Below are 24,224 nucleotides of genomic sequence, written 5' to 3' on the forward strand. Positions count from 1 at the left end.
CCCGGGTAGGGCCACGGCATCGATCTTGCATATTCGCGGGTCGATGTTTCGATTCATCCTGACCCGCGTGAGCTTGCTGGTGCCGACCTTCATCGGCATGACGCTGCTCGCCTTCTTTCTCATCCGGCTCGTACCCGGCGACCCCATCGAGACGATGGCCGGCGAGCGCGGCATCGACCCCGCGCGCCACGCCGAGCTGCGCACCGCCTACGGCTTCGACAAGCCGGTGATCGTGCAGTACGGCATCTACATCGCCCGCGTGCTGCACGGCGACCTGGGCAAGTCGCTCATCACGCAGGACACGGTGATGAGCGAGTTCCTCGCGCTCTTCCCGGCCACCGTCGAGCTCGCGGTCTGCGCGATTCTCTTCGCGCTGCTGCTGGGCCTGCCGGCCGGCATCCTGGCGGCGGTGCGGCGCAACTCCATCTTCGACCACGGCGTGATGGCCACGTCGCTCACCGGCTACTCGATGCCGATCTTCTGGTGGGGGCTGCTGCTGATCCTGTTCTTCTCGGTGCAGCTCGGATGGACGCCGGTGTCGGGGCGCATCGCGGTGCAGTACTACATCGAGCCCGAGACCGGGTTCCTGCTGATCGACTCGCTGCGCGCCGGCGACACCGGCGCGTTCTGGTCGGCCCTGCATCACCTGATATTGCCGGCGGTCGTGCTCGGCACCGTGCCGCTCGCGGTGATCGCGCGCATGACGCGCTCGGCCATGCTCGAGGTGCTGGGCGAGGACTACATCCGCACCGCGCGCGCCAAGGGCCTGTCGCGCTTTCGCGTGGTCGGGCTGCACGCGCTGCGCAATGCGCTCATTCCGGTGGTGACCGTGATCGGCCTGCAGGTGGGCGTGCTGTTCACCGGCGCCATCCTCACCGAGACCATCTTCTCGTGGCCGGGCGTCGGCAAGTGGCTCATCGAGGCCATCGGCCGGCGCGACTACCCGGTGCTGCAGGGCGGCATGCTGCTGCTCGGCGGCATCGTGATGCTGGTGAACCTGCTCGTCGACGTGGCCTATGGCGTCATCAACCCGCGCATCCGGCGCTGAGCTCATGGCCTCGACACAAACCATTTCCAACGGTGCGAAAAGCACCGCCCCTCCCGGGCCCTGGCGCGAGTTCTGGACGGCCTTCTCGGCCAACCGCGGCGCGGTCATCGGGCTGGCCACCATCGTCTTCCTGCTGCTGGTCGCGCTGTTCGCGCCGTGGATCGCGCCGCATGCGCCCAACGAAACCAACAGCGCCGTCTTCCTGCTGCCGCCGGCATGGCAGCAGGGCGGCTCCATGAGCTACCTGCTGGGCACCGACGCCATCGGGCGCGACATTCTTTCGCGGCTCATGCACGGCGCGCGGCTTTCGCTGTCGATCGGCGTGGCGGTGGTGGCGATATCGGTGGTCGCGGGCGTGGTGCTCGGGCTCATCGCGGGCTTCTTCCGTGGCGTGCTCGAGATCGCGATCATGCGGCTCATGGACATCGTGCTCACGCTGCCGAGCCTGCTGCTGGCCATCGTGATCGTCGCCATCCTCGGGCCGGGGCTGGTCAACGCGATGCTTGCGGTGGCCATCGTGGTGCTGCCGCACTATGTGCGCATCACGCGCGCGGCGGTCATCGCCGAGGTCTCGCGCGACTACGTGACCGCCGCACGCGTGAGCGGCGCGGGCACGCTGCGCCTGATGTTCCGCGAGGTGCTGCCCAACTGCGCCGCGCCGCTGATCGTGCAGGCCTCGCTCGGCATCTCCACGGCCATCCTCGACGCGGCGGCGCTCGGCTTCCTGGGGCTCGGCGCGCAGCCACCGTCGCCCGAGTGGGGAACCATGCTGGCCGACGCGCGCGAGTTCGTGCTGCGCGCCTGGTGGGTCGTCACCTTCCCGGGCCTGGCGATCCTGATGGCCGTGCTGGCTTTCAACCTGCTGGGCGACGGCTTGCGAGACGCGCTCGACCCCAAGCTCAAGCGCTAGCATGAAGCACACCCCCCAGGCTTGCCCACTTCGTGTGGCCTCCTACCCCCTTGCAGGGGGCAACACCAGCGGCCCGGCAAAGCCGGTTCCGCGGTGTTTCTGGAACAGGCCTTTCGGGACGGAGCCACTGATATGCCTTTGCTTGACATCAAGGACCTGCACGTCGAGTTCCCCACGCAAGGCGGCGTGCTGCACGCGGTCGATGGCGTGAGCCTCACGCTCGAGGAGGGCGAGGTGCTCGGCATCGTCGGCGAATCGGGCTCGGGCAAGAGCGTCACGATGATGGCGCTGATGGGCCTGGTCGGCTTTCCGGGCCGCGTGCGCGCGGAGCACATGCGCTTTGCCGGCAAGGAACTGCTGGGCATTTCCGACAAGGCGCGGCGCTCGCTGGTCGGCAAGGAAGTGGCCATGATCTTCCAGGAGCCGACCACCAGCCTCAACCCCTGCTTCACCATCGGCTTCCAGCTGATGGAGACATTGCGGCTGCACCTGAAGCTCGACAAGCGCGATGCGAAGCGCCGCGCGACGGAGCTGCTCGAACAGGTCGGCATTCCCGCCGCGTCGTCGCGCCTGGGCAGCTATCCGCACCAGCTCTCCGGCGGCATGAACCAGCGCGTGATGATCGCGATGGCCATTGCCTGCAACCCGCGCCTGCTGATCGCCGACGAGCCGACCACCGCGCTCGACGTGACCATCCAGGCGCAGATCCTCGACCTGCTGCGCGACCTGCAGAGGGAGCGCGGCATGGCGCTGGTGCTCATCACGCACAACATGGGCGTGGTGAGCGAGATGGCGCAGCGCATCGCGGTGATGTATGCGGGCCAGGTGATGGAGCACCAGCGCGTCGACCGGCTCTTCGCATCGCCGCAGCACCCCTACACCGAGGCCCTGCTCGCGGCTTTGCCCGAACGCGTCGCGCCCGAGGGCCGGCTCGCCACCATCAGCGGCATGGTGCCGGGCGTGCACGACCGGCCGGCGGGCTGCCTGTTCGCGCCGCGCTGCGGCTACGTCACCGAGCGCGCCTGCCATGTGCGGCCGGCGCTGCGCGAATGGCAGGGCGCGGAAGTGCGATGCCACTTTCCGCTCGGCGAACCGGGGCGCAAGGCGGCCATCGAAAGCGATCCGCCGAAGCGGCGAACGGCCGACGAGGTGCTGCCATGAGCGAAGCATCGGCCGGTACCTCGAACGAAGTGGTCGTCGAGGCGACCCATCTGCAGCGCACCTACGACATCCGCCGCGGCATGTTCCGCGCGCCGTCGCACCTGCGCGCGGTGGGCGACATCTCGTTCCGCATCGAGCGCGGGCGCACGCTGGCGGTGGTCGGCGAGTCGGGCTGCGGCAAGTCGACGCTCGCGCGCATGGTCGCGCTGATCGAGAAGCCGACGGCGGGCCAGCTCACGCTGGTGGGCGCCGACGCGGTGAACCCTCCGCCCGAGCGCAAGCGCGAGCTGCGACAGGCCGTGCAGCTGGTGTTCCAGAACCCGTACGGCTCGCTCAATCCGCGCAAGAAGATCTCGGCGGTGCTCGAGGACCCGCTGGCCATCAACACCACCATGGGCAAGCCCGAGCGCGCAGCCAAGGCGCGCGAGATGCTGGCGCGCGTGGGCCTGCGGCCCGAGTACGCCAACCGCTATCCGCACATGTTCTCCGGCGGCCAGCGCCAGCGCATCGCCATTGCGCGTGCGCTGATGCTGAACCCGCGCCTGCTGGTGGCCGACGAGCCGGTGTCGGCGCTCGACGTGTCGATCCAGGCCCAGGTGCTGAACCTGCTGGCCGACCTGCAGGCCGAGCTGGGGCTGGCGTATCTCTTCATCTCGCACGACCTCGGCGTGGTGCGGCACATCGCGCACGACGTGCTCGTGATGTACCTCGGCCATGCGGTGGAGCAGGGGCCGAAGTCGCGCATCTTCGCGCGGCCGCTGCATCCGTACACGCAGGCGCTGCTGGCTTCGACGCCGGGGCTCAGCAGCCAGCGCATCGTGCTCAAGGGCGAACTGCCTTCGCCGCTGAACCCGCCTGCCGGTTGCGTGTTCAGCACGCGCTGCCCGCACGTGGCGCCGCGCTGCCGCGAAGAACGCCCGCTGCCCCGCCTGCTCGACGATCGGCTGGTGGCGTGCCATTTCTCGGAGAAGTTTCTCGAAGGCGCGCCGCTCGTGCGCGCCGATGTTCCGCCGGCCGCCATCGCGATGGCGACGAATCCCTAGCAACCTGCTTTTTCAACCGTGTCCCAAGGAGTCCAAATGAAGACCCAGCCCACCGTTTCGCGCCGCTCACGAAGCCTGGCGCTCCTGGCACCGACAGCGATTGCGGCCCTTACCCTGGCCTGCGGCGCGGTGTCAGCCAAGACGCTGGTGTATTGCTCGGAAGGCAGCCCGGAGAATTTCTATCCGGGCATGAACACCACCGGCACCTCGTTCGACGTGACCACGCAGGTCTACAACACCATCGTCGAGTTCGAGCGCGGCGGCACCAAGGTCGTGCCGGGCCTGGCCGAGAAGTGGGACATCTCCGCCGACGGCACGGTCTACACCTTCCACCTGCGCAAGGGCGTGAAGTGGCACAACACGAGCAAGAGCTTCAAGCCCACGCGCGACTTCAACGCCGACGACTTCATCTTCATGCTCGAGCGCCAGTGGAAGGAGAGCGATCCCTTCTTCAAGGTCACGAGCCAGAACCACTCGTACTTCAACGACATGGGCATGCCCAAGCTGCTGAAGACGGTGGACCGCATCGACGACTACACGGTGAAGATCGTGCTCAACCAGCCCGAGGCGCCTTTCCTCGCGAACCTGGCGATGCAGTACGCGGGCATCCAGTCGAAGGAATACGCCATTGCCATGCTGAAGGCCGGCACGCCCGAGAAGGTCGACCAGGACCCGATCGGCACCGGTCCGTTCTACCTGGTGCAGTACCAGAAGGACGCGATCATCCGCTTCAAGGCCTTCCCGCAGTACTGGGGCGGCAAGGCCAAGATCGACGACCTCGTGTTTGCCATCACGCCCGATGCCTCGGTGCGCTGGGCCAAGCTGCAGAAGGGCGAGTGCCACGTCATGCCGTACCCGAACCCTGCCGACCTCGACGCGATCCGCAAGGACCCCAACGTGCAGGTGCTGGAGCAGCCCGGCCTGAATGTGGGCTACCTCTCGTACAACACGACGAAGAAGCCCTTCGACGACGTGCGTGTGCGCAAGGCCATCAACATGGCGATCAACAAGAAGGCCATCATCGACGGTGTGTACCTCACGACCGGCGTGGCTGCGAAGAACCCGATTCCGCCGACCATGTGGTCCTACAACGACGCGGTGAAGGATGACCCGTACGACCCCGAAGCCGCGAAGAAGCTGCTGGCGCAGGCCGGCTACCCCGACGGCTTCTCGACCGACCTGTGGGCCATGCCGGTGCAGCGCCCGTACAACCCGAACGCCAAGCGCATCGCCGAACTGATGCAGGCCGACCTGGCCAAGATCAACGTCAAGGCAGAGATCAAGAGCTTCGAGTGGGGCGAGTACCGCAAGCGTCTGCAGGCCGGCGAGCACCAGATGGGCATGCTGGGCTGGACCGGCGACAACGGCGACCCGGACAACTTCCTCTACACGCTGCTGGGCTGCGCATCGGCCAAGTCGGCCAGCGGCAGCAACATCTCGAAGTTCTGCTATCAGCCTTACGAAGACCTCGTGGTGAAGGCCAAGAGCGCGACCAAGCAGGCCGACCGCGATGCGCTCTACAAGAAGGCTCAGGTCATCTTCAAGGAGCAGGCGCCGTGGTTCACCATCGCGCATGCGGTGCAGTTGAAGCCGGTGCGCAAGGAAGTGGTCGACTTCAAGCTGAGCCCCTTCGGGCGCCACACTTTCTATGGTGTGGATATCAAGTAACCCCCCAGGCTGCTGGGGGCAACACCTGCGGCCCGGCATAGCCGGTTCCGCGGTGTTTCTGGAAAGAGAAATGTCTTGAGTTTTTTGCCGCGCGCGCCCATCGCCATCGTCGCTGCCATGCACGAGGAACTGAGTGCCCTGCTTGCGCAGATGCCCGACGAGCAGCGTGTGCGCGTGGCGGGGCGCGACTTCTGGGTGGGCCATCTGCAGGGCCAGCCGGTGGTCGCGGTGCTGTCGCGCATCGGCAAGGTCGCGGCGGCGGTGACGGCCACGGTGCTGCTGGAGCGCTTCGGCGTGCGGGCCATCGTGTTCACCGGCGTGGCGGGTGGATTGGCGCCGGGCGTGAAGGTGGGCGACGTGGTCGTGGCCACCGAACTGCTGCAGCACGACATGGACGCCTCGCCGCTTTTCCCGAAGCACGAGGTGCCGCTGATGGGCATGGCGCGCTTCGCGGCCGATGCTGCCATCGGCAACGCGCTGGCGGCCGTGGCGGCCGACGTGCTGCGCGACCCCGGGGCCTTGGTCGGCCAGCAGGCCGTGGATGAATTCAGCCTCCGGCAGCCCGGGGTGCATCGCGGCCTGCTGGTGAGCGGCGACCGCTTCGTCTCCACCACCGCGGAGAGCGAGGCCTTGCAGCGCGAGCTGCCCGATGCGCTCGCGGTCGAGATGGAAGGCGCTGCGATGGCGCAGGTGTGTCACGACTACGGCGTGCCGTTTGCCGCGATGCGCACGATTTCGGACCGCGCCGACGATGCCGCGCATGGCGACTTCGCGCGCTTCGTGGTGGAGGTGGCGAGCCGCTACAGCCTCGCGCTGGTGGGCGCGTGGCTGGCCACGCTGCCCGCGCAAGACGCGGGTAGTGGCGCGGCTACTTGAGCCAGCCGCGCCGGCGGAAGTACCACATCGGCACCAGCGCGCTGGCCGCCATCAGCACGATGGCATACGGATAGCCCATGGCCCAGTCGAGCTCCGGCATGAACTTGAAGTTCATGCCGTAGATGCTGGCGATCAGCGTGGGCGGCAGCAGCGCCACGCTGGCCACCGAGAAGATCTTGATGGTCTTGTTCTGGTTGATGTTGATGAAACCGACGGTCGCATCCATCAGGAAGTTGATCTTGTCGAACAGGAAGGCCGTGTGGTTGTCCAGCGACTCGATGTCGCGCAGGATCTGGCGCGCCTCTTCGAACTGCTCGGCGTTGAGCATCTTGCTGCGCATCATGAAGCTGACCGCGCGGCGCGTGTCCATCACGTTGCGGCGGATGCGGCCGTTCAAGTCTTCCTGCCGCGCGATGGCGCCGAGCACCTCGCCGGCCAGCTCGTCGCTCACGTTGCCCGAGAGCACCTTCTTGCCGGCCACTTCGAGCTCGTCGTAGATGTTCTCGAGCGTGTCGGCCGAATACTCGGCGTCGGCGTCGAACAGCTTGAGCATCACTTCCTTGGCGTCCTCGATCAGCCCCGGTGCGCGGCGCGCGCGCATGCGCAGCAGGCGGAACACGGGCACGTCCTCGTCGTGGATCGAGAACAGCACGCCGCGGCTGCGCAGGTCGGTGTTGTGCTGGTTCAGGATGAAAGCGACGCGCACGGTGCGCGGGTTCTCGTCGTCGTCGATCAGGAAGTCGGAGCGGATGTGCAGCTCGCCGTTGTCTTCCTCGTAGAAGCGGGCGGATTCCTCGATGTCCTCGTCCATCGCGTCTTCGGGGATGGACAGGCCGTAGTACTGCTTGATCCAGCGCTTCTCTTCGAGCGTGGGCGATTCGAGGTCGACCCAGATCGGCTGGAACTTGGAAAGCTCTTCGAGCGCCTCGATCTCTTCCTGGACGAGGCGGCCGTTGGCGAGCGTAAAGATGTTGAGCATTGGCTCACTCCCGGGGGTGACTGGACGATGGGCGAGGGAGGGGCGCTTTCAATTCCCGGGCCCGACGTGCGTGAGGAAAACGCGTCAGTGAAAGGGAGTTGAAAGCTGCCGAGACGGGGCGGTTTCCATGGGGAGAGTCTCCGGTTGCAGCGAGGCGCGATTATGTCACTGGCCACATGGCAGCAAGGTGGCTGGACTGGACGGGCATACAGTAAAGTCGTGCCCATGCAGACCGCTGCGCTCCCCGTTCTTTCCACCGCCCCGAAGACCCAGGCCGAGCGCCTGGCCGCCGCGCTGGCCACGCTCAACGACGCGCAGCGCGCGGCGGTCGAGCACGGGGTGGGAGCGGCCATCGCCGAGCGCGACGAGCGGCCGCTGCTCGTCATCGCCGGCGCAGGGTCGGGCAAGACCAGCACGCTGGCGCACCGCGTCGCGCACCTGATTGCCGGCGGGGTGGATCCGCAGCGCCTGCTGCTGCTGACCTTCTCGCGCCGCGCCGCGCAGGAAATGGGGCGGCGCGCCGGCCAGGTGCTGGCGAAGGTGCTGGGCCTGAAGTCGGAGGCGCCGCCCTCGCTGCCGTGGGCAGGCACCTTCCACGGCATCGGCGCGCGGCTGCTGCGCGAGTACGCCGCGCAGATCGGGCTGGACGAGAACTTCACCATCCACGACCGCGGCGACGCCGAAGACCTGATGGGGCTGGCGCGCCACGAGCTGGGCCTGTCTTCCACCGTCAACCGCTTTCCGCGCAAGGGCACCTGCCTGTCGATCTACTCGCGCTGCGTGAACACGCGCGCGCCGCTGGCCGAGGTGCTGCGGGAGTCGTTCCCGTGGTGCGGCGAATGGGAGGCCGAGCTGAAGAAGCTGTTCGGCGCCTACGTCGAGGCCAAGCAGCAGCAGAACGTGCTCGACTACGACGACCTGCTGCTCTACTGGGCCGGCATGGTCGCCGAGCCCGCGCTGGCCGCGCACGTCGGCGCGCGCTTCGACCATGTGCTGGTCGACGAGTACCAGGACACCAACCTGCTGCAGGCCTCGATCCTGCTGGCGCTTAAGCCCGACGGGCGCGGCGTGACGGTGGTGGGGGACGACGCGCAGTCGATCTATTCGTTCAGGGGCGCCACGGTGCGCAACATCCTCGACTTCCCGTCGCAGTTCACTCAGGACGCACGCGTGGTCACGCTGGAGCGCAACTACCGCTCGACGCAGCCGATCCTCGACGCCTCGAACCGCGTCATCGCGCAGGCGGCCGAGCGGCACGCCAAGACGCTCTGGACCGACAAGCCATCGGCCGGCAAGCCGCTGCTGGTGCTCGTGCCCGACGAGGCGGAGCAGGCGCGCTGGGTGGCCGACAAGGTGCTGGCGCACCGCGAGGGCGGGCTGGCGCTGAAGTCGCAGGCGGTGCTGTTTCGCACCTCGTCGCACAGCGCGGCGCTCGAGCTCGAGCTGGCGCGGCGCAACATCCCGTTCGTGAAGTTCGGCGGGCTCAAGTTTCTCGAGGCCTCGCATGTGAAGGACCTGCTCGCGGTGCTGCGTTTCGCGCAGAACCCGCGCGGCCGCATGGCGGGCTTTCGCGTGACGCAGCTGATCCCGGGCATCGGGCCCGTCACCGGCACGCGGCTGCTCGACGCGATGGACCAGGCCGCCGACCCGGTGGCGGCCGTGCGCGACTTCGTGCCGCCCTCCGCGGCGCGCGAGCAATGGGCCGATTTCGCCAAGGCCTACGAGGCGCTGCGCTCTCCTGCGCTCGCATGGCCAGCCGACGTGGAGGTGGCGATGGCCTGGTACCAGCCGCACCTGGAGCGGCTGTACGAGGACACCTCGGGCGTGCGGCGCGCCGACGTCGAGCAGCTTGCGCGGCTGGCCGCCGGCTACGCGTCGCGCGAACGCTTCCTGACCGAACTGACGCTCGATCCGCCCGAGGCCACCAGCGACCGCCCGGGTCCGCCGCTGCTCGACGAGGACTACCTGATCCTCTCGACCATCCATTCGGCCAAGGGGCAGGAGTGGAACTCGGTGCATGTGATCAACGTGGTCGACGGCTGCCTGCCGGCCGACGTGGCGCAGAGCGCGCAAGAGCTCGAAGAAGAACGCCGCCTGCTCTACGTGGCGATGACCCGGGCGCGCGACCACCTGCACCTGCTGGTGCCGCAGCGCTTCTACGTCACGCAGCAGTCGGCGCGCGGCGACCGGCATCTGTATGCCAACCGCACGCGCTTCATCGCCGATGCCGACCTCGCGGGCTTCGAGCAGCAGACCTGGCCGCCGCCACCTGAGCGGCCGCCGGCCGTGCCGCCGCCCGCTGCCGTGATCGACCTGCGAAACCGCATGCGCGCCGCCTGGCGCTGAGCCCGTCCGCTGGCCCTCACGGCGGCAGGGTTTCGGGGTCTTTCCTGCTGAAACATTTTTGATCGAAACGCCGCGGCGCCTGTCCCGCGCGCGGATGCTGCTATTGATTCGCTAGCGTGCCGCAGGAAGCACGCGATGCGCGCGCAGCTTTGGGCAACTCCGGTATTGCAATAGCGTGACAGCTTGGGCATAGTGAATCGACCTTCCCAGATTTCTTCTTCTTACCCAGTCTCTTCTTCTCTCCCCGCTTCCCCACACACCTGTTTCGCCGGCCAAGCTCCATTCCGGAGTGCGGTCATTTCCCCAACCGTCAATTCCAGGAGGTCATTCATGAATTTGACGATCAGCGGTCATCACCTCGACGTCACACCTGCCTTGCGCACTTACGTCACGAGCAAGCTGGACCGGATCACGCGACATTTCGACCAGGTAGTCGATGTCAAGGTGATCCTCACGGTGGAAAAGCAGAAGGAAAAGGAACGCCGCCAAAGGGCGGAGTGCAACATTCACGTCAAGGGCAATGACATGTTCGCGGAGTCGAGCCACGCTGATCTCTACGCTGCGGTCGATGAACTGGTCGACAAGCTCGACCGCCAGGTGGTCCGCCACAAGGATCGCCTGCAGGACCACCATCACGCGGCGCCCAAGCGCCTGATGTAAACCGGAGCCCTCGGCTCCCCCACAGGCCGCCCTCGGGCGGCTTTTTGTTTTCCGACTATTGCGCTGGGGCATTGCCTTCGCTCAGAGGGCGGACAAGGCCTGCGGACCACGTGTAGACAGAAAGTAAATAGGGGGACTGGGGGTTTTTACCAAGCGGGTGCATAATCGCCCCCGCTCTGCACCCACCATGAATCGCCTCGCGTCCATCCTGCCGCCCGCTCAAGTGCTTGTGAGCGTTGACGCTACTAGCAAGAAACGTGCTTTCGAAGAAGCAGGTCTGCTGTTCGAAAGCCTTCACGGCCTGGGACGCGCCCTGATCACCGACAGCCTGTTTGCGCGCGAGCGCCTCGGCTCCACCGGCCTGGGCCACGGCGTCGCCATTCCCCATGGCCGCATCAAGGGCCTCAAGGCGCCGATGGCCGCCGTGTTCCAGCTGGCCAACCCGATCGGCTTCGACGCCCCCGACGAACAGCCCGTCGCGCTCCTGATCTTCCTGCTGGTGCCCGAAGCGGCCACGCAGAAGCACCTCGAAATCCTCTCTGAAATCGCCGAGCTGCTGAGCGACTCCAGCCTGCGCGAACAGATCAAGTCCAGCACCGACGCCGCCGCCCTGCACGGCCTCATCGCCGGCTGGCACTCCACTCAAATCGCCTGACCTGTGGCTCGCCCCCAGGCTTCGCGCACTTCGTGTCGCTTCGCCAACCCCCTACCGGGGGCAATACCGGCGGCCCGGCAAAGCCGGTTCCGCGGTATTCTGGCCTGCCCCAAATCTGGTGCGTGAGCGCCATCTCCTGAACGCATGAAGCCGACCGTCATCAGCGCCGATGCCATGTTCGAGGAGTTCCGCGGGTCGCTCCGCTGGGAATGGCTCGCCGGTCTCGGGGCGTCAGAGCGCCAGTTCGACCCCGAAGTCATCAGCCGCGCGCAGTCGGCGGCCGACCTGGTCGGCTACCTCAACTACATCCATCCGTACCGCGTGCAGATCCTGGGGGCGCGCGAAGTGGCCTACCTGACGCGCGGCAGCCAGGAAGACTGCGCCCGCCGCATTGCCCGCATCGTCACGCTGGAGCCGCCGATGCTGGTGCTGGCCGACGGCCAGGCCGCGCCGGACGAGCTGCTGTCGATCTGCGAGCGCGCACAGCTGCCGCTCTTTGCCACGCGCGAATCCTCGGCCTTCGTGATCGACCTGCTGCGCGCCTACCTGTCCAAGCACTTCGCCGAGCGCACGTCGATGCACGGCGTGTTCATGGACATCCTGGGCATGGGCGTGATGATCACGGGGGAGTCGGGCCTGGGCAAGAGCGAGCTGGGCCTGGAGCTGATCTCGCGCGGCAACGGCCTCGTGGCCGACGACGCGGTCGACCTCTACCGCATCAACCAGAACACCATCGAGGGGCGCTGCCCCGACCTGCTGCTGAACCTGCTCGAAGTGCGCGGCATCGGCCTGCTGGACATCCGCGCGATCTTCGGCGAGACGGCGGTGCGCCGGAAGATGCGGCTCAAGCTCATCGTGCACCTGGTGCGCCGCGACAGCTTCGAGCGCGACTACGAACGCATGCCCTCGGCGCCGCTCACGCAGGACGTGCTGGGCATCCCGGTGCGCAAGGTCATCATCCAGGTGGTGGCCGGGCGGAACATCGCCGTGCTGGTCGAAGCGGCTGTGCGCAATTCCATCCTGCAGCTGCGCGGCATCGACACCTATGCCGATTTCGTGGCGCGCCACCACAAGGCGATGGAAAACGCCCGCGACAACGACTGAAAGCAAAAAAGGGGCATGCGCCCCTTTTTTTTCTTTGGCTTCCTGCCGCGGGAACAGGTGCGGGTTCAGCGCTTCCTGGCGCAATCCCCGCAGAGGCCGTAGAGCGACATGGCGTGGTCCTGCAGGATCCAGCCCTTGTCCTTGGCGATCATCTGCTGGCGGCGTTCGATCTCGGCGTCGTAGAACTCCTCGACCTTGCCGCACGAGGTGCAGATCAGGTGGTCGTGGTGGGTGCCTTCGTTGAGTTCGTAGACGGCCTTGCCGCTCTCGAAGTGGCTGCGCTCGAGGATGCCGGCCTGCTCGAACTGGGTCAGCACGCGGTAGACGGTGGCCAGGCCGATGTCCGAGTGTTCGTTCAGAAGCACGCGAAACACGTCTTCCGCGGTCATGTGCCGCTGGCTGCCGGTCTGGAAGATCTCGAGGATCTTCAGCCGCGGCAATGTGGCCTTGAGGCCGGTATTCTTGAGTTCGTCGATGTTGGCCATGTTGATTCCTGCGCCCTTGGCTGCGGCAAAGGCCCTGAAAAGGGCAGCCGCTACAATGGCCGATCATATCGCTACCCCCCTTCCTCCCATGCCTGCCATTCTCCAACGCCGTCCCTGGCTGCTGGTCGCCGCCATCGCCGCGACGCTCGGCCTCGGTGCCTGCAGCGGTTTCAGCGAGCGCACGCGTAACGCCCTGACGGCCGTCACTCCTTACAAAGTCGAAGTGGTGCAGGGCAATTTCGTCTCGAAGGAGCAGGTCGCGGCGCTCAAGCCCGGCATGTCGCGCCAGCAGGTGCGCGAAATCCTCGGCACCTCGCTGCTGAGCGACGTTTTCCACAACAACCGTTGGGACTACGTCTTCACCATCCGCCGCCAGGGCGTGGAACCGCAGGAACGCCACCTGACCGTGTTCTTCAACGGCGAACTGATGGACCGCTTCGAAGGCGACGAGATGCCCAGCGAGGAAGAATTCGTCGCCACGCTGGACACCCGCAAGCGCTCCGGCAAGGTGCCCACGCTCGAGGCATCCGAGGACGAACTCAAGAAATTCGCTCCCTCCAAGGACGAGAAGAAGGCTGACAACAGCGCCACCTCGTCGCCGTCGGCCAGCCTGCCGCCGCTGCCGGCCGCGTACCCTCCGCTCGAAGCCACGCGCTGAGCGTGCTGCGGCTACGAGCCGAAGCGATAGAAGAAAACAGCGGGCGGCGCCCGCCGAGTCAGGCGGCGTCCGTCCCGAGTCCATGCATGCCATTGGCCATTTCGAAGACTGAATCCGCGTGACCGAATCCACCTCCAATTCCTCCAGCCATCCCGCTTCCGCGCCGCGCCGCGTCGCCATCGCCGGAGCATCGGGCCGCATGGGCCACATGCTGATCGAGGCCGTGCGCAACGCGCCCGACCTGCGCCTGGCCGGCGCGCTCGACATCGCGGGCAGCCCGGCGCTCGGCGCCGATGCCGGCGGCTTCCTGGGCTTCGACAGCGGCGTGTCCATCGTGTCCGACCTGCGCACCGGCCTGAAGGACGCGCAGGTGCTCGTCGACTTCACCCGCCCCGAAGGCACGCTCGCGCACCTCGCGGTGTGCCGCGAACTGGGCGTTCAGGCGGTCATCGGCACCACCGGCTTCAGCGACGCGCAGAAGGCCGAGATCGCCGAGATCGCCAAGGACATCGCCATCATGATGGCGCCCAACATGAGCGTGGGCGTCAACGTCACCCTCAAGCTGCTCGAGATGGCCGCCAAGGCCATGTCGACCGGCTACGACATCGAGATCATCGAGGCGCACCACCGCCACAAGGTCGATGCACCCTCGGGCACCGCGCTCAAGATGGGCGAAGTCATCGCCGACGCGCTGGGCCGCGACCTCAAGGACTGCGCCGTGTACGCCCGCGAAGGCATCACCGGCGAGCGCGATCCTTCCACCATCGGCTTCTCGGCCATCCGCGGCGGCGACATCGTGGGCGACCACACCGTGCTGTTCGCGGGTACCGGCGAACGCATCGAGATCACCCACAAGTCGTCGAGCCGCGTCACCTATGCCCAGGGCAGCCTGCGCGCGGTGCGCTTCCTGGCCGAGCAGCGCACCGGCCTGTTCGACATGTACGACGTGCTGGGCCTGCGCTAGAAAACCAAAGGACGGCCGATGAGCGTGCTCGAACTGCTGACCCATGGCGACGGCGTCAGCCGTTCGGTGGCGGCGCTGCTGCTGGCGATGTCGATCGCGAGCTGGGTCATCATTCTCTGGAAGGCCTGGCTGCTGCGCGGCGGCACGCGCGATGTGCTGCGCAGCATCGCCGCCTTCTGGCAATCGGCCACGCTGGCCGACGCCGAGCAGAAACTCCGGGCCTTCGACCGCGCGGCGCTGGTGCTGCCGGCGGTGTCGGCCATCCGCGGCGCGGCCGCCGGCGCCCCTGAGGGCACGCTGGGCGCCGCGGTCGACCGCAACCAGCGCCTGACCCGCGTCCTGCGCAATGCGCTGCACGGCGCGCTGCGCCGCCTGCAGGCCGGCCAGATCCTGCTCGCCACCGTGGGCGCCACCGCGCCTTTCGTGGGGCTGCTGGGCACGGTCTGGGGCATCTACCGGGCGCTGTCGGGCATCGCGGGCCAGACCGGCGGCTTCACCATCGACAAGGTCGCGGGGCCGGTCGGCGAGGCGCTGGTCATGACGGCGTTCGGCCTGGCCGTGGCCATTCCGGCGGTGCTGGCCTACAACGTGTTCGGCCGCGTCATCGGCCGCATCGAAGCCGAGCTCGAAGGCTTCGCGCACGATCTGCTGGGCAGCTTCGGCGAGCCGCCGAAGCCCGCCGCGCCGCCGCCCGCGCGGCCGATGCCGGTCTGAGCCGCGCCATGGCCTTCGGTCGTACTTCACTGGGCAGCGGCGCCGCAGGCGGCGGGCGCGCGATGGGCGGCGGCGCGCAGCGGCCGCTGTCCGACATCAACGTGACGCCGCTGGTCGACGTGATGCTGGTGCTGGTGGTGATCTTCATCATCACCGCGCCGCTGATGGCCAGCTCGATCAAGCTCGACCTGCCGCAGACCGACGCTGGCCAGCCCAACGACACGCCCAAGTTCGTGAGCGTGTCGGTCGACGCCTCCGGCAAGGTCTTCTTCAACGACCAGGCCGTGACCGACGAGGAACTGGCCGACCGATTCGGGAAGGCCGCGGCCGACAGCAAGGACACCGAGGTGCAGCTGCGCGCCGACCAGACCGTGCCCTACGGCAAGGTGGTGGCGCTGATGGGCATTGCCAACAAGGCGGGCCTGAGCCGCATCGGCTTCGTCACCGACGCGCCGCAGCCGGCCACCGATCCCACCGCGCCCGCCAAGCGCTGAACGCCCCGCGCGCGCGTAGAAGCGTCAGGGCTTGACCTCGACCATGGCAGTGTCGTGCGCCACGCCGTTGGTGAACTGCACCTCGTAGTCGAACTGGTCGGTTCCGCTGAATCCCGCTTCCGGCACGAACCAGATGCCCTGCCCCGACAACGTACGGCCGCTGCAATCGACCGCGCCGAACCGCGGCGGGCCGACGGTGACGGAGCCCGGTCGCACGCTCACGGTGCCGTGCGCGGGCTTCGTGCGGATGGTGACGACCGGATCGGGCCCCTGGCTGCAATCGGAGCGTTGCTGCACGTAGGTGAATATGCGCACCTCCTGGCCCGCCGTGGTGCTGCGTTGCCAGGTGTGCTCCCGCGGGGTGCCCTTCTGGGCGTGCGCGACCATGCACAGGGCCAGTGCCGCGAGCACTGCGGCCGCGTGGACTTTCATCCGGGCGTATGCCATGGCGTGTTGCCTCGAAGGTGGTTCAGCCCAGCACGACCGGCTTGGTGTGCCAGATCTCATGCGCGTACTGCGCAATCGTGCGGTCCGATGAAAACGCGCCCATGCCCGCCACGTTCAGGATCGCCATCCGCGTCCACGCATCCGAATCGCGATACAGCGCATCCACCTCGGCCTGCTTCGCCACGTAGCTCGCGTAGTCCGCCAGCAGCAGATAGTGGTCGCCCCAGTTCACCAGCGCGTCGTAGATGCCCTGGTAGCGGCCCGGCTCGCCCGGCGAGAAAGCGCCGTCGCGGATCGCGTCGAGCACGCGCCTGAGCTCGGCGTTGCCTTCGTAGATGTCGCGCGGCTGGTAGCCGCGCGCGCGGATGTCGGCGACCTCGGGCGTGGTGTTGCCGAAGATGAAGATGTTCTCCGGCCCCACGTTCTCGCGCATTTCCACGTTGGCGCCGTCCAGCGTGCCGATGGTCAGCGCGCCGTTGAGCGCGAACTTCATGTTGCCGGTGCCCGAGGCCTCGGTGCCCGCCGTGGAGATCTGCTCCGACAGGTCGGCCGCCGGCATGATGATCTCGGCCAGGCTCACGCTGTAGTTCGGCAGGAACACCACCTTCAGCAGCTTGCCCACGCGCGGGTCGGCGTTGATGGTGCCGGCCACGTCGTTGATGAGCCGGATCACCAGCTTGGCCATCACGTAGGCCGAAGCGGCCTTGCCCGCGAACACCACCACGCGCGGCACCATGTCGACCGGCGCACCCGTGGCCTGCGCGTCGAGGATGCGGTGGTAGCGCGCCACCACGTGCAGCACGTTGAGCAGCTGCCGCTTGTATTCGTGGATGCGCTTGACCTGCACGTCGAACATCGCGTCGGTGTCGATGTCCACCTTCAGGTGCTGCTCGACCCAGTTGGCCAGCCGCAGCTTGTTCTCGCGCTTGGCATGGCGGAAGGCGCGCACGAAGGCGGGCTGCGCGGCCATCGGCTTCAGCGCCTCCAGTTGCGACAGGTCGCGCCGCCAGCCCTTGCCGATGCGCTGGTCGAGCAGCGCCGCCAGCGGCGGGTTGGCCTGCGCCAGCCAGCGGCGCGGCGTGACGCCATTGGTCTTGTTGTTGAAGCGCTCGGGAAAGAGCTTCGCGAAGTCCGAGAAGATCGACTGCTTCATCAGCTCCGAGTGCAGCCCCGACACCCCGTTGACCGAGTGGCTCGCCAGCACCGCCACGTAGGCCATGCGCACGCGCCGCTCGCCGGTCTCGTCCACCAGCGAAAGCCTGCGCATCAGCTCGACGTCGTTACCCAGCTTCTGCGCGACGGTGGCCAGGAACTTCGCGTTGATGTCGTAGATGATCTGCAGGTGCCGCGGCAGGATGCGGCCCAGCATCTCGACCGGCCAGGTCTCCAGCGCCTCGTGCATCAGCGTGTGGTTGGTGTAGCTGAACACCTTCTGCGTGTGCGCCCAGGCTTCGTCCCACGGCATGCCGTGCTCGTCCAGCAGCAGCCGCATGAGCTCGGGCACGGCGAGCACCGGGTGGGTGTCGTTCAGGTGGATGCTGACTTTCTCCGAGAGCTGGTCGAAGGTCGTGTGGTTGCGCAGGTAGCGGCGCAGCAGGTCCTGCATGCTGGCGCTGCAGAAGAAGTACTCCTGGTGCAGCCGCAGCTCGCGCCCCGAGGGCGTGGAGTCGTCGGGGTAGAGCACGCGCGAGACGTTCTCCGACTGGTTCTTGCTCTCGACCGCGCCCATGTAGTTGCCGCGGTTGAAGGCCGAGAGGTCGATTTCCTCGGTGGCACGCGCCGACCACAGCCGCAGCGTGTTGGTGGCCTGCGTGCCGTAGCCCGGGATGATGGTGTCGTAGGCCACGGCCAGCACGTCGTGGGTGTCGACCCAGTCGACCGCGCCGGGCGGTACGTTGGCGCCCTCGCGCTTCTGCACGTGGCCGCCGAAGCGCACCCGGTAGTTGACCTCGGGCCGCTGGAATTCCCAGGGGTTGCCGCGCGTGAGCCAGTAGTCGGGCGTCTCGACCTGCTGGCCGTCGACGATGCGCTGGCGGAACATGCCGTATTCGTAGCGGATGCCGTAGCCCATGCCCGGCACGCCGAGCGTGGCCATCGAATCGAGGAAGCAGGCGGCGAGCCGGCCCAGGCCGCCGTTGCCCAGGGCCGCGTCGGGCTCGCGTTCGGCCAGCGCGTCCATGTCGACGCCGAAGTCGGCCAGCGCCTCGCGCACGGTGTCGTACAGGTCCACGGCCAGCAGCGCGTTGGTGAAGGTGCGCCCGATGAGGAATTCCATCGACAGGTAGTAGACGCGCTTGAGGTCCTGCGCGTAGTTGGCGCGCGTGGTCATCATCCAGCGCTCGACGAGCTGATCGCGCACGGCCTGCGAGGTGGCGTTGAGCCAGTCGTCCTGGCTGGCCGCGACAGGGTCCTTGCCGACGGCATAGATCAGCTTGTTGGCCACCGCGCGCTTGAAGGCCGCGACGTCGCGGTCGGGATGGTCGTAGGCGAAGTCTTTGATCGTCATGGTTGGCGCTCTTTGGGTGGGTGGTGGGGTGTCTGATCTGCCGTCAGGAGGCGTTGGGGGTGTGTGCACAGGGCACCGGGTACTCCCCTCCGCGAATGTCCCCCGGCCTGCGGCCTCCTCCTTTATTTCGCTGCGGGGAGCACCCGGCGCCCTGTGCACGATGGACGCAGCTTTCTTGCTGGCTGATCAACCAGTGCTCTGAACGCTCACACCGGCGGGGTGCCTTGCGCAGCGAAATAAAGGAGGAGGGCGAAGCCCGGGGGACATTCGCGGAGCAAGGTACCCCGTCGGTGTGAGCGCCCCCCGAACAGCACGCGAAACGGCAAAAAGAAAAGAAGGCGTTCATCCCAGCGCCTGCCGATAGACATCGATGTACTGAGCAGCCGCAGTGCCCCAGTCGGCCGGCCGCCGCATCGCGTTGCCGCGCACGCGCCGCCAGTCCGGCGCGCGCTGGTAGAGCGCGAAGGCGCGGCGCACGGCGCGTTCGTAGTCGGCCACGTCGAAGCGGTCGAACACGAAACCGGTGGCCTCGCCGCTGGCCAGGTCTTCCAGCGTGCTGTCGACCACCGTGTCGGCCAGCCCGCCCACGCGGCGCACCAGCGGCAGGCTGCCGTACTTCAGGCCGTACATCTGCGTGAGGCCGCAGGGCTCGAAGAGCGAGGGCACCAGCGTCACGTCGCCCGCGCCGAAGAGCTGGTGCGCGAGCGTCTCGTCATAGCCGATGGTCACGCTGACCGATTGCGGCGCGGCCGCCGCGCGCTGCCTGAAGGCATCTTCGAGCCAGCCCTCGCCGCTGCCCAGCAGCGCGAGCTGGCCGCCTTGCGCGAGCAGCGCGTCCAGGCCGTCGAGCACCAGCCCCAGGCCCTTCTGCTCGGTCAGGCGGCTCACCAGAATGAACAGCGGCGCGTCCGGCCGCTCGGCCAGCCCCAGCTGGTGCTGCAGCACCGACTTGCAGCGCGCCTTGCCGGCCATGTGGCGGCCTTCGGGCGTGTGATAGCCCTGCACCAGCGCCGCATCGGTCGCCGGGTTCCAGACCTGGTCGTCGACCGCGTTGAGGATGCCGCTCAGCACGCCGCTGCGCTGGCGCAGCAGGCCGTCGAGCCCGCAGCCCTGCTCGGGCGTCTGGATCTCCAGCGCGTAGGTAGGGCTCACCGTGGTGAGCCGGTCGGCGTAGCACAGGCCGCCCTTCATGAAAGAGACCTGGCCGTGGTATTCGATGCCGTTCATCTGGAACGCGGGCCCGGGCAGCCCGAGGTCCGCGAAGTTCCATGGCGCGAAGAGGCCCTGGTAGGCCAGGTTGTGCACCGTGAACACGCTGCCCACGCGCGATGCGCCCATCCGGCCGGCCTCGCGCGCGAAGTGCAGGTAGGCCGGCGCCAGCGCGGCGTGCCAGTCGTGCGCATGCACCACCTCGGGCTGCCAGGATGGATCGAGCCCCTGCGCAAGCCGCGCCGCGGCCCAGCCCAGCAACGCGAAGCGCCGGTGGTTGTCGCCGTAGGGCTGGCGCGCGTTGTCCTCGTACGGGTTGCCGGGCCGGTCGTAGAGCGCGGGCGCATCGATCACGTAGGCCGGGATGCCCGGCGTGCCGTCGACCGCCACGCGCCCGAGCCGCAGCGCGAATCGCTCGCCCCAGGGCGCGTCGAACTCGGCCACGGGCGCGAGTTCGCGCACGCCGCGGACGATGGCCGGAAAGCCCGGCAGCAGCACGCGCGCGTCCTGCCCCTCGGCCATGAGCGCCAGCGGCAAGGCGCCGGCGATGTCGGCCAGGCCGCCGGTCTTGAGCAGGGGAAAGAGTTCGGCGCTGACTTGCAGGATTCGCATCGTGGAGGCTGGGAGGTGGGTATCAGGCGGGCGCAAGCCGCTTGAGCATTTCGCGCGTGACCAGCACCACGCCGCTTTCGGTGCGCTCGAAGCGCGCGGCGTCGGCCTCGGCGTCCTCGCCGATCACCATGTCGTCGGGGATCACGCAGGCGCGGTCGATGACCACCTTGCTCAGGCGGCAGCCGCGTCCCACTTCGACGTCGGGCAGCAGCACCGCCTGCGAGATGGTGCAGAACGAGTGGACGCGCACGCCCGAGAACAGCACCGAGTCGCTCACCGACGACCCCGACACGATGCAGCCGCCCGAGACGATGGTGTTGGTCGTGAGGCCGGGCTTGCCGTCGCGCCCGAACACGAACTTGGCCGGCGGCAGCTGGCGCTGGTAGGTCCAGATCGGCCAGTTGGTGTCGTAGATGTCGAGCTCCGGCGTGATCGAGGCCAGGTCGAGGTTGGCGGCCCAGAAGGCGTCGATCGTGCCCACGTCGCGCCAGTAGGTCGGGCTGTCGCCGCCGCGCATGGCGCGGGTCACGCACGACATGCCGAACGGATGCGCCAGCGCGCGGCCCTCCGCCACGGCGCGCGGAATGATGTCCTTGCCGAAGTCGTGGTCGGAGTTCGGGTCCTTGCTGTCTTCCTCCAGCAAGCGGTAGAGGTAGGTGGAATCGAACACGTAGATGCCCATGCTCGCCAGTGCCACGTCCGGCTTGCCGGGCATGGCCGGCGGGTCGGCGGGCTTTTCCAGGAAGGCCGTGACCGTGCGGTCGCCGTCCACGTGCATCACGCCGAAGGCGGTGGCCTCCATGCGCGGCACCTCGATGCAGCCGACGGTGCAGCCCAGGCCGCGCTCGGCATGGTCCTTGACCATGATCGAGTAGTCCATCTTGTAGATGTGGTCGCCGGCCAGCACCACGACGTAGTCGTGCGGCGTGGAGCGGGTCTGGATGATGTCGAGGTTCTGGAACACCGCGTCGGCCGTGCCGCGGTACCAGTGCTCGTCGCCCACGCGCTGCTGCGCGGGCAGCACGTCGACCATCTCGTTGAGCTCGGCCCGCAGGAAGCTCCATCCGCGCTGCAGGTGGCGCATGAGCGAATGCGACTTGTACTGCGTGACCACCGCCATGCGCCGGATGCCCGAGTTCAGGCAGTTGGACAGCGCGAAATCGATGATGCGGAACTTGCCGCCGAAGTACACCGCCGGCTTGGCGCGGCGGTCGGTCAGCTGCTTGAGGCGGGAGCCGCGGCCGCCGGCCAGCACCAGGGCGATGGTGCGGCGGACCAGCTGGTGGGCCTGCAGCTCGTGCTGCGGTTGCTGTGGCGCTTGGGGTGCGAGGTTGTCCATCCTGAAGTCTCCATTCGTTCGTTTGTTTGCTTGTCGTGATTCGTCCGCCGTCAGAGTTTCTGCATCGAGACTAGCACCGCGCTGCGCGGCTGGCTCCTACGTTCTTGCAATTCCGAGGCTCGAGAAAGGCACCTGCGCCGTGCCGTCGAGCGGCCGCGCCAGGTTCCCCGGGTCGTGTGCGGGATCGCTCGACAGGCACAGCCGCCAGGCGCCCCCGGGCAGCCTGAACTGCACGGTGTCCGGCCCCGCGTTCACCATCACCAGCCATGCGCTTTGCTTTCTTTCGCTTGCTTCATCCGTTGCATCACTCGCGGCAAAGAGGATTGCAAGGGCCGTGCCTGTCTGCCAGTCGGCGGGGGTCATCGGCTCGCCGTCGGGGCGCAGCCAGCGGATGCCGGGGGGCGTGCCGTCGGGCGGCTCGGCCGGCCACCAGCGCGCGCTGCGCAGCGCCGGGGCTTCGCGCCGCAGCGCCGCCAGCCGCGCCACGAAGGCGCTCATGCGGGCCGCGTCGCTCGCGGGATCGGACGCGGCGCCGATCCAGGCGAGCCAGGTGGTCTCGTTGTCCTGGCAGTAGGCGTTGTTGTTGCCTTGCTGGGTGTGGCCCAGCTCGTCGCCGGCCAGCAGCATCGGCGTGCCCTGGGAGAGCATCAGCGTGGCCAGCAGTGCGCGCCGCAGCCGCTCGCGCAGGGCCAGCACGCCGGGGTCGTCGCTCGGACCCTCGACGCCGCAGTTGGTGCTCAGGTTGTGGCCGTGGCCGTCGCGGTTGCCTTCCCCGTTGGCGAGGTTGTGGCGCTCGTTGTAGCTGACGAGGTCGCGCAGCGTGAAGCCGTCGTGCGCGGTGATGAAGTTGACGCTGGCGGTCGGCGCGCGGCCATCGTGCGCGAACTGCGTGCTCGAGGCGGTGAAGCGGTGCGCGAAGTCGCCGAGGCCGGCCTTTCCGTCGCCCTCGTGGTCCTGCCGCAGCCAGAAGCCGCGCTGGGTGTCGCGGTAGCGGTCGTTCCACTCGAGCCAGCCCGGCGGGAATTCGCCCAGTCGATAGCCGCCGGGGCCCAGGTCCCAGGGCTCGGCGATGAGCAGCGTGCGAGACAGCACCGGGTCTTGCGCGATGGCCGCGAAGAAAGGCGCGCGCGGGTCGAAGTCGTTGTTGCCTGCACTGCGGCCCAGCACCGGGGCCAGGTCGAAGCGGAAGCCGTCGACGCCCATTTCGCAGGCCCAGAAGCGCAGGCTGTCCATGACCAGCTGCAGCACGCGCGGCTCGGTCAGGTCGAGGCAGTTGCCGGTGCCGGCCCAGTTCTCGTAGAGCGCGCGGTCGTCGGGGCGCAGGCGGTAGTACAGGGCGTTGTCGATGCCGCGCAGCGAGAGGGTGGGGCCGAACTCGTCGGTCTCGGCGGTGTGGTTGTAGACGACGTCGATCACCAGCTCCATGCCGCGCGCGTGGATCGCGTCGGCCATCGCCCGGAACTCGCCGGCGGGCGTGGTGCTGGGACGGCCGCTCCAGTAGCGGGCTTCGGGCGCGAACCAGCCGATGGTGCTGTAGCCCCAGTAGTTGCTCAGGCCCATGTGCAGCAGGCGCTGTTCGTCGGCGCGGTGCTGCACGGGCATGAGGCTCAGGGTGGTGACGCCCAGGCGCTGGAGGTGGTCGAGCACGGCGGGCTCGGCCAGTCCCGCATAGCTGCCTCGAAGGGGTGCGGGCACGGCGGGGTGCAGCTTTGTCTGGCCCTTGACGTGCAGTTCGTAGAGGACGCGGTCGGATGCAGGGATGCGGGCGTGGCCGGCCAGGCGTTCGCTGCTTTGTGGTGTTGCTGCTGCCGCCACCCGGGCTTTGAGGGCTGCTGCGGCGTTGTCTCGCGTGTCCCTCAGGTCCGGGTTCGCGGGGTCGTGGCCGAGGAAGATGTCGCTGCCGTCGTACGTGCCTACTATTTCGCGGGCGTAAGGGTCGAGCAGAAGCTTGACGGGGTTGTAGCGCTTTCCCTCTTTTGGGGACCAGGAGCCGTGGACTCGGTAGCCGTAGACGAGGCCTGGCTTGCCGCTGGGGAGGTGGCCGTGCCAGATGCCGTCTGTCTGTTGCGGCAGCCTCAGGCGCTGTTGTTCGTTTTTGCCTGTGGTGTCGAAGATGCAGAGGTCTACTGCCTCGGCTGCTGGGGCTGCCAGGGCGAAGTTGATGCCTTGTTCTGTGGCCGTTGCGCCGAGGGGGAAGGGGTGGCCTGGGCTCAGCATGGTTTTTGCCTTGCAGCGGGCTTGTTTTCCGGGGCCGGGTCTCGCCCCGGCGGGCGACTCACTTTCTTTTGCTTCGCCAAAGAAACGTAGGCAAAAGAAAGGCGACCCCACTGTCTGCGACCCCTTCGC

The 24,224-nt window shown here is 67.8% G+C and carries 21 protein-coding genes; 14 read left to right on the plus strand and 7 right to left on the minus strand.

Going from position 1 to position 24,224, the window contains the following annotated elements; genetic code table 11:
• Nucleotides 1–43: 43 nt before the first annotated feature.
• From AC1RVW_RS16430 to AC1RVW_RS16455, 6 genes are all read left to right on the plus strand, one after another.
• Nucleotides 44–1,048 (plus strand): ABC transporter permease subunit, encoded by a 1,005-nt coding sequence (locus AC1RVW_RS16430; RefSeq protein ID WP_081270760.1) that lies wholly within the window; start codon nt 44–46, stop codon nt 1,046–1,048.
• Nucleotides 1,049–1,052: 4 nt separating this feature from the next.
• Nucleotides 1,053–1,958: an ABC transporter permease subunit gene (locus AC1RVW_RS16435; RefSeq protein ID WP_285411528.1), complete on the plus strand. Its 906-nt coding sequence runs from the start codon at nt 1,053–1,055 to the stop codon at nt 1,956–1,958.
• 132 nt (nt 1,959–2,090) lie between these two features.
• Nucleotides 2,091–3,119, plus strand: a complete 1,029-nt coding sequence (locus AC1RVW_RS16440; protein ID WP_106935984.1) for an ABC transporter ATP-binding protein — start codon at nt 2,091–2,093, stop codon at nt 3,117–3,119.
• On the plus strand, nt 3,116–4,162 hold the full coding sequence (locus AC1RVW_RS16445) for a dipeptide ABC transporter ATP-binding protein (protein WP_493201144.1): 1,047 nt from the start codon (nt 3,116–3,118) through the stop codon (nt 4,160–4,162). The genes AC1RVW_RS16440 and AC1RVW_RS16445 overlap by 4 nt, the downstream gene beginning before the upstream one ends.
• 36 nt (nt 4,163–4,198) lie before the next feature.
• Entirely contained in the window at nt 4,199–5,830 is a 1,632-nt protein-coding gene (locus tag AC1RVW_RS16450; RefSeq protein ID WP_081270764.1) for an ABC transporter substrate-binding protein, read from the plus strand.
• A 117-nt stretch (nt 5,831–5,947) separates the two neighbouring features.
• Nucleotides 5,948–6,706, plus strand: a complete 759-nt coding sequence (locus AC1RVW_RS16455; RefSeq protein ID WP_409196325.1) for a 5'-methylthioadenosine/adenosylhomocysteine nucleosidase — start codon at nt 5,948–5,950, stop codon at nt 6,704–6,706.
• Here AC1RVW_RS16455 and corA read toward each other — a convergent pair.
• Entirely contained in the window at nt 6,699–7,685 is a 987-nt protein-coding gene (gene corA / locus AC1RVW_RS16460) for a magnesium/cobalt transporter CorA (RefSeq protein WP_081270766.1), read from the minus strand. The two genes, AC1RVW_RS16455 and corA, sit on opposite strands and share 8 nt — an antisense overlap.
• A gap of 225 nt (nt 7,686–7,910) precedes the next feature.
• Between corA and AC1RVW_RS16465 the strand changes: the two genes are divergently transcribed.
• From AC1RVW_RS16465 to hprK, 4 genes are all read left to right on the plus strand, one after another.
• A complete protein-coding gene (locus AC1RVW_RS16465) occupies nt 7,911–10,031 on the plus strand; it encodes an ATP-dependent helicase (RefSeq protein ID WP_285411524.1) in 2,121 nt (706 codons plus the stop codon).
• A 330-nt stretch (nt 10,032–10,361) separates the two neighbouring features.
• Nucleotides 10,362–10,691 (plus strand): ribosome hibernation-promoting factor, HPF/YfiA family, encoded by a 330-nt coding sequence (gene hpf / locus AC1RVW_RS16470; protein ID WP_081270768.1) that lies wholly within the window; start codon nt 10,362–10,364, stop codon nt 10,689–10,691.
• A 187-nt stretch (nt 10,692–10,878) separates the two neighbouring features.
• Complete coding sequence (locus AC1RVW_RS16475) at nt 10,879–11,346, plus strand: PTS sugar transporter subunit IIA (protein ID WP_081270769.1); 468 nt, start codon at nt 10,879–10,881, stop codon at nt 11,344–11,346.
• Between the two features lie 144 nt (nt 11,347–11,490).
• A complete protein-coding gene (gene hprK / locus AC1RVW_RS16480) occupies nt 11,491–12,450 on the plus strand; it encodes an HPr(Ser) kinase/phosphatase (RefSeq protein ID WP_081270770.1) in 960 nt (319 codons plus the stop codon).
• 65 nt (nt 12,451–12,515) lie between these two features.
• Here the strand turns inward: hprK and fur are convergent, their stop codons facing one another.
• On the minus strand, nt 12,516–12,935 hold the full coding sequence (fur, locus tag AC1RVW_RS16485; protein ID WP_081270771.1) for a ferric iron uptake transcriptional regulator: 420 nt from the start codon (nt 12,933–12,935) through the stop codon (nt 12,516–12,518).
• Nucleotides 12,936–13,023: 88 nt separating this feature from the next.
• Here fur and AC1RVW_RS16490 point away from each other — a divergent pair, with 88 nt between their 5' ends.
• From AC1RVW_RS16490 to AC1RVW_RS16505, 4 genes are all read left to right on the plus strand, one after another.
• Nucleotides 13,024–13,593 carry an outer membrane protein assembly factor BamE gene (locus AC1RVW_RS16490; protein WP_081270772.1) on the plus strand — a complete coding sequence of 190 codons (570 nt, stop codon included), beginning with the start codon at nt 13,024–13,026 and terminating at the stop codon, nt 13,591–13,593.
• A 118-nt stretch (nt 13,594–13,711) separates the two neighbouring features.
• Entirely contained in the window at nt 13,712–14,557 is an 846-nt protein-coding gene (gene dapB / locus AC1RVW_RS16495) for a 4-hydroxy-tetrahydrodipicolinate reductase (RefSeq protein ID WP_493201148.1), read from the plus strand.
• Nucleotides 14,558–14,575: 18 nt separating this feature from the next.
• The gene (locus AC1RVW_RS16500) at nt 14,576–15,271 is read left to right on the plus strand and encodes a MotA/TolQ/ExbB proton channel family protein (protein WP_081270774.1); all 696 of its coding nucleotides are present in this window, start codon (nt 14,576–14,578) and stop codon (nt 15,269–15,271) included.
• An 8-nt stretch (nt 15,272–15,279) separates the two neighbouring features.
• Nucleotides 15,280–15,765 carry an ExbD/TolR family protein gene (locus AC1RVW_RS16505; RefSeq protein WP_493201150.1) on the plus strand — a complete coding sequence of 162 codons (486 nt, stop codon included), beginning with the start codon at nt 15,280–15,282 and terminating at the stop codon, nt 15,763–15,765.
• 24 nt (nt 15,766–15,789) lie between these two features.
• On the opposite strand, the gene AC1RVW_RS16510 is transcribed toward AC1RVW_RS16505, so the two are convergent.
• From AC1RVW_RS16510 to glgX, 5 genes are all read right to left on the minus strand, one after another.
• On the minus strand, nt 15,790–16,212 hold the full coding sequence (locus AC1RVW_RS16510) for an Ig-like domain-containing protein (protein ID WP_493201151.1): 423 nt from the start codon (nt 16,210–16,212) through the stop codon (nt 15,790–15,792).
• A gap of 22 nt (nt 16,213–16,234) precedes the next feature.
• On the minus strand, nt 16,235–18,718 hold the full coding sequence (locus tag AC1RVW_RS16515; RefSeq protein ID WP_285411520.1) for a glycogen/starch/alpha-glucan phosphorylase: 2,484 nt from the start codon (nt 18,716–18,718) through the stop codon (nt 16,235–16,237).
• Nucleotides 18,719–19,060: 342 nt separating this feature from the next.
• Nucleotides 19,061–20,539, minus strand: coding sequence for a glycogen synthase GlgA (glgA, locus tag AC1RVW_RS16520; RefSeq protein WP_493201153.1), 1,479 nt, complete (start codon nt 20,537–20,539; stop codon nt 19,061–19,063).
• 22 nt (nt 20,540–20,561) lie between these two features.
• Nucleotides 20,562–21,878 (minus strand): glucose-1-phosphate adenylyltransferase, encoded by a 1,317-nt coding sequence (gene glgC, locus AC1RVW_RS16525; protein WP_493201155.1) that lies wholly within the window; start codon nt 21,876–21,878, stop codon nt 20,562–20,564.
• Nucleotides 21,879–21,974: 96 nt separating this feature from the next.
• Complete coding sequence (gene glgX / locus AC1RVW_RS16530; protein ID WP_493201157.1) at nt 21,975–24,095, minus strand: glycogen debranching protein GlgX; 2,121 nt, start codon at nt 24,093–24,095, stop codon at nt 21,975–21,977.
• Between the last annotated feature and the right edge of the window lie 129 nt (nt 24,096–24,224).

The sequence above is a fragment of the Variovorax sp. MPBD4-3 genome (assembly GCF_058809745.1).

Coding starts and splice junctions, on each gene's coding strand:
- AC1RVW_RS16430 (WP_081270760.1), top strand. CDS start 44: ATGTTTCGATTCATCCTGACCCGCGTGAGCTTGCTGGTGCCGACCTTC.
- AC1RVW_RS16435 (WP_285411528.1), top strand. CDS start 1,053: ATGGCCTCGACACAAACCATTTCCAACGGTGCGAAAAGCACCGCCCCT.
- AC1RVW_RS16440 (WP_106935984.1), top strand. CDS start 2,091: ATGCCTTTGCTTGACATCAAGGACCTGCACGTCGAGTTCCCCACGCAA.
- AC1RVW_RS16445 (WP_493201144.1), top strand. CDS start 3,116: ATGAGCGAAGCATCGGCCGGTACCTCGAACGAAGTGGTCGTCGAGGCG.
- AC1RVW_RS16450 (WP_081270764.1), top strand. CDS start 4,199: ATGAAGACCCAGCCCACCGTTTCGCGCCGCTCACGAAGCCTGGCGCTC.
- AC1RVW_RS16455 (WP_409196325.1), top strand. CDS start 5,948: ATGCACGAGGAACTGAGTGCCCTGCTTGCGCAGATGCCCGACGAGCAG.
- corA (WP_081270766.1), bottom strand. CDS start 7,685: ATGCTCAACATCTTTACGCTCGCCAACGGCCGCCTCGTCCAGGAAGAG.
- AC1RVW_RS16465 (WP_285411524.1), top strand. CDS start 7,911: ATGCAGACCGCTGCGCTCCCCGTTCTTTCCACCGCCCCGAAGACCCAG.
- hpf (WP_081270768.1), top strand. CDS start 10,362: ATGAATTTGACGATCAGCGGTCATCACCTCGACGTCACACCTGCCTTG.
- AC1RVW_RS16475 (WP_081270769.1), top strand. CDS start 10,879: ATGAATCGCCTCGCGTCCATCCTGCCGCCCGCTCAAGTGCTTGTGAGC.
- hprK (WP_081270770.1), top strand. CDS start 11,491: ATGAAGCCGACCGTCATCAGCGCCGATGCCATGTTCGAGGAGTTCCGC.
- fur (WP_081270771.1), bottom strand. CDS start 12,935: ATGGCCAACATCGACGAACTCAAGAATACCGGCCTCAAGGCCACATTG.
- AC1RVW_RS16490 (WP_081270772.1), top strand. CDS start 13,024: ATGCCTGCCATTCTCCAACGCCGTCCCTGGCTGCTGGTCGCCGCCATC.
- AC1RVW_RS16500 (WP_081270774.1), top strand. CDS start 14,576: ATGAGCGTGCTCGAACTGCTGACCCATGGCGACGGCGTCAGCCGTTCG.
- AC1RVW_RS16505 (WP_493201150.1), top strand. CDS start 15,280: ATGGCCTTCGGTCGTACTTCACTGGGCAGCGGCGCCGCAGGCGGCGGG.
- AC1RVW_RS16510 (WP_493201151.1), bottom strand. CDS start 16,212: ATGGCATACGCCCGGATGAAAGTCCACGCGGCCGCAGTGCTCGCGGCA.
- AC1RVW_RS16515 (WP_285411520.1), bottom strand. CDS start 18,718: ATGACGATCAAAGACTTCGCCTACGACCATCCCGACCGCGACGTCGCG.
- glgA (WP_493201153.1), bottom strand. CDS start 20,539: ATGCGAATCCTGCAAGTCAGCGCCGAACTCTTTCCCCTGCTCAAGACC.
- glgC (WP_493201155.1), bottom strand. CDS start 21,878: ATGGACAACCTCGCACCCCAAGCGCCACAGCAACCGCAGCACGAGCTG.
- glgX (WP_493201157.1), bottom strand. CDS start 24,095: ATGCTGAGCCCAGGCCACCCCTTCCCCCTCGGCGCAACGGCCACAGAA.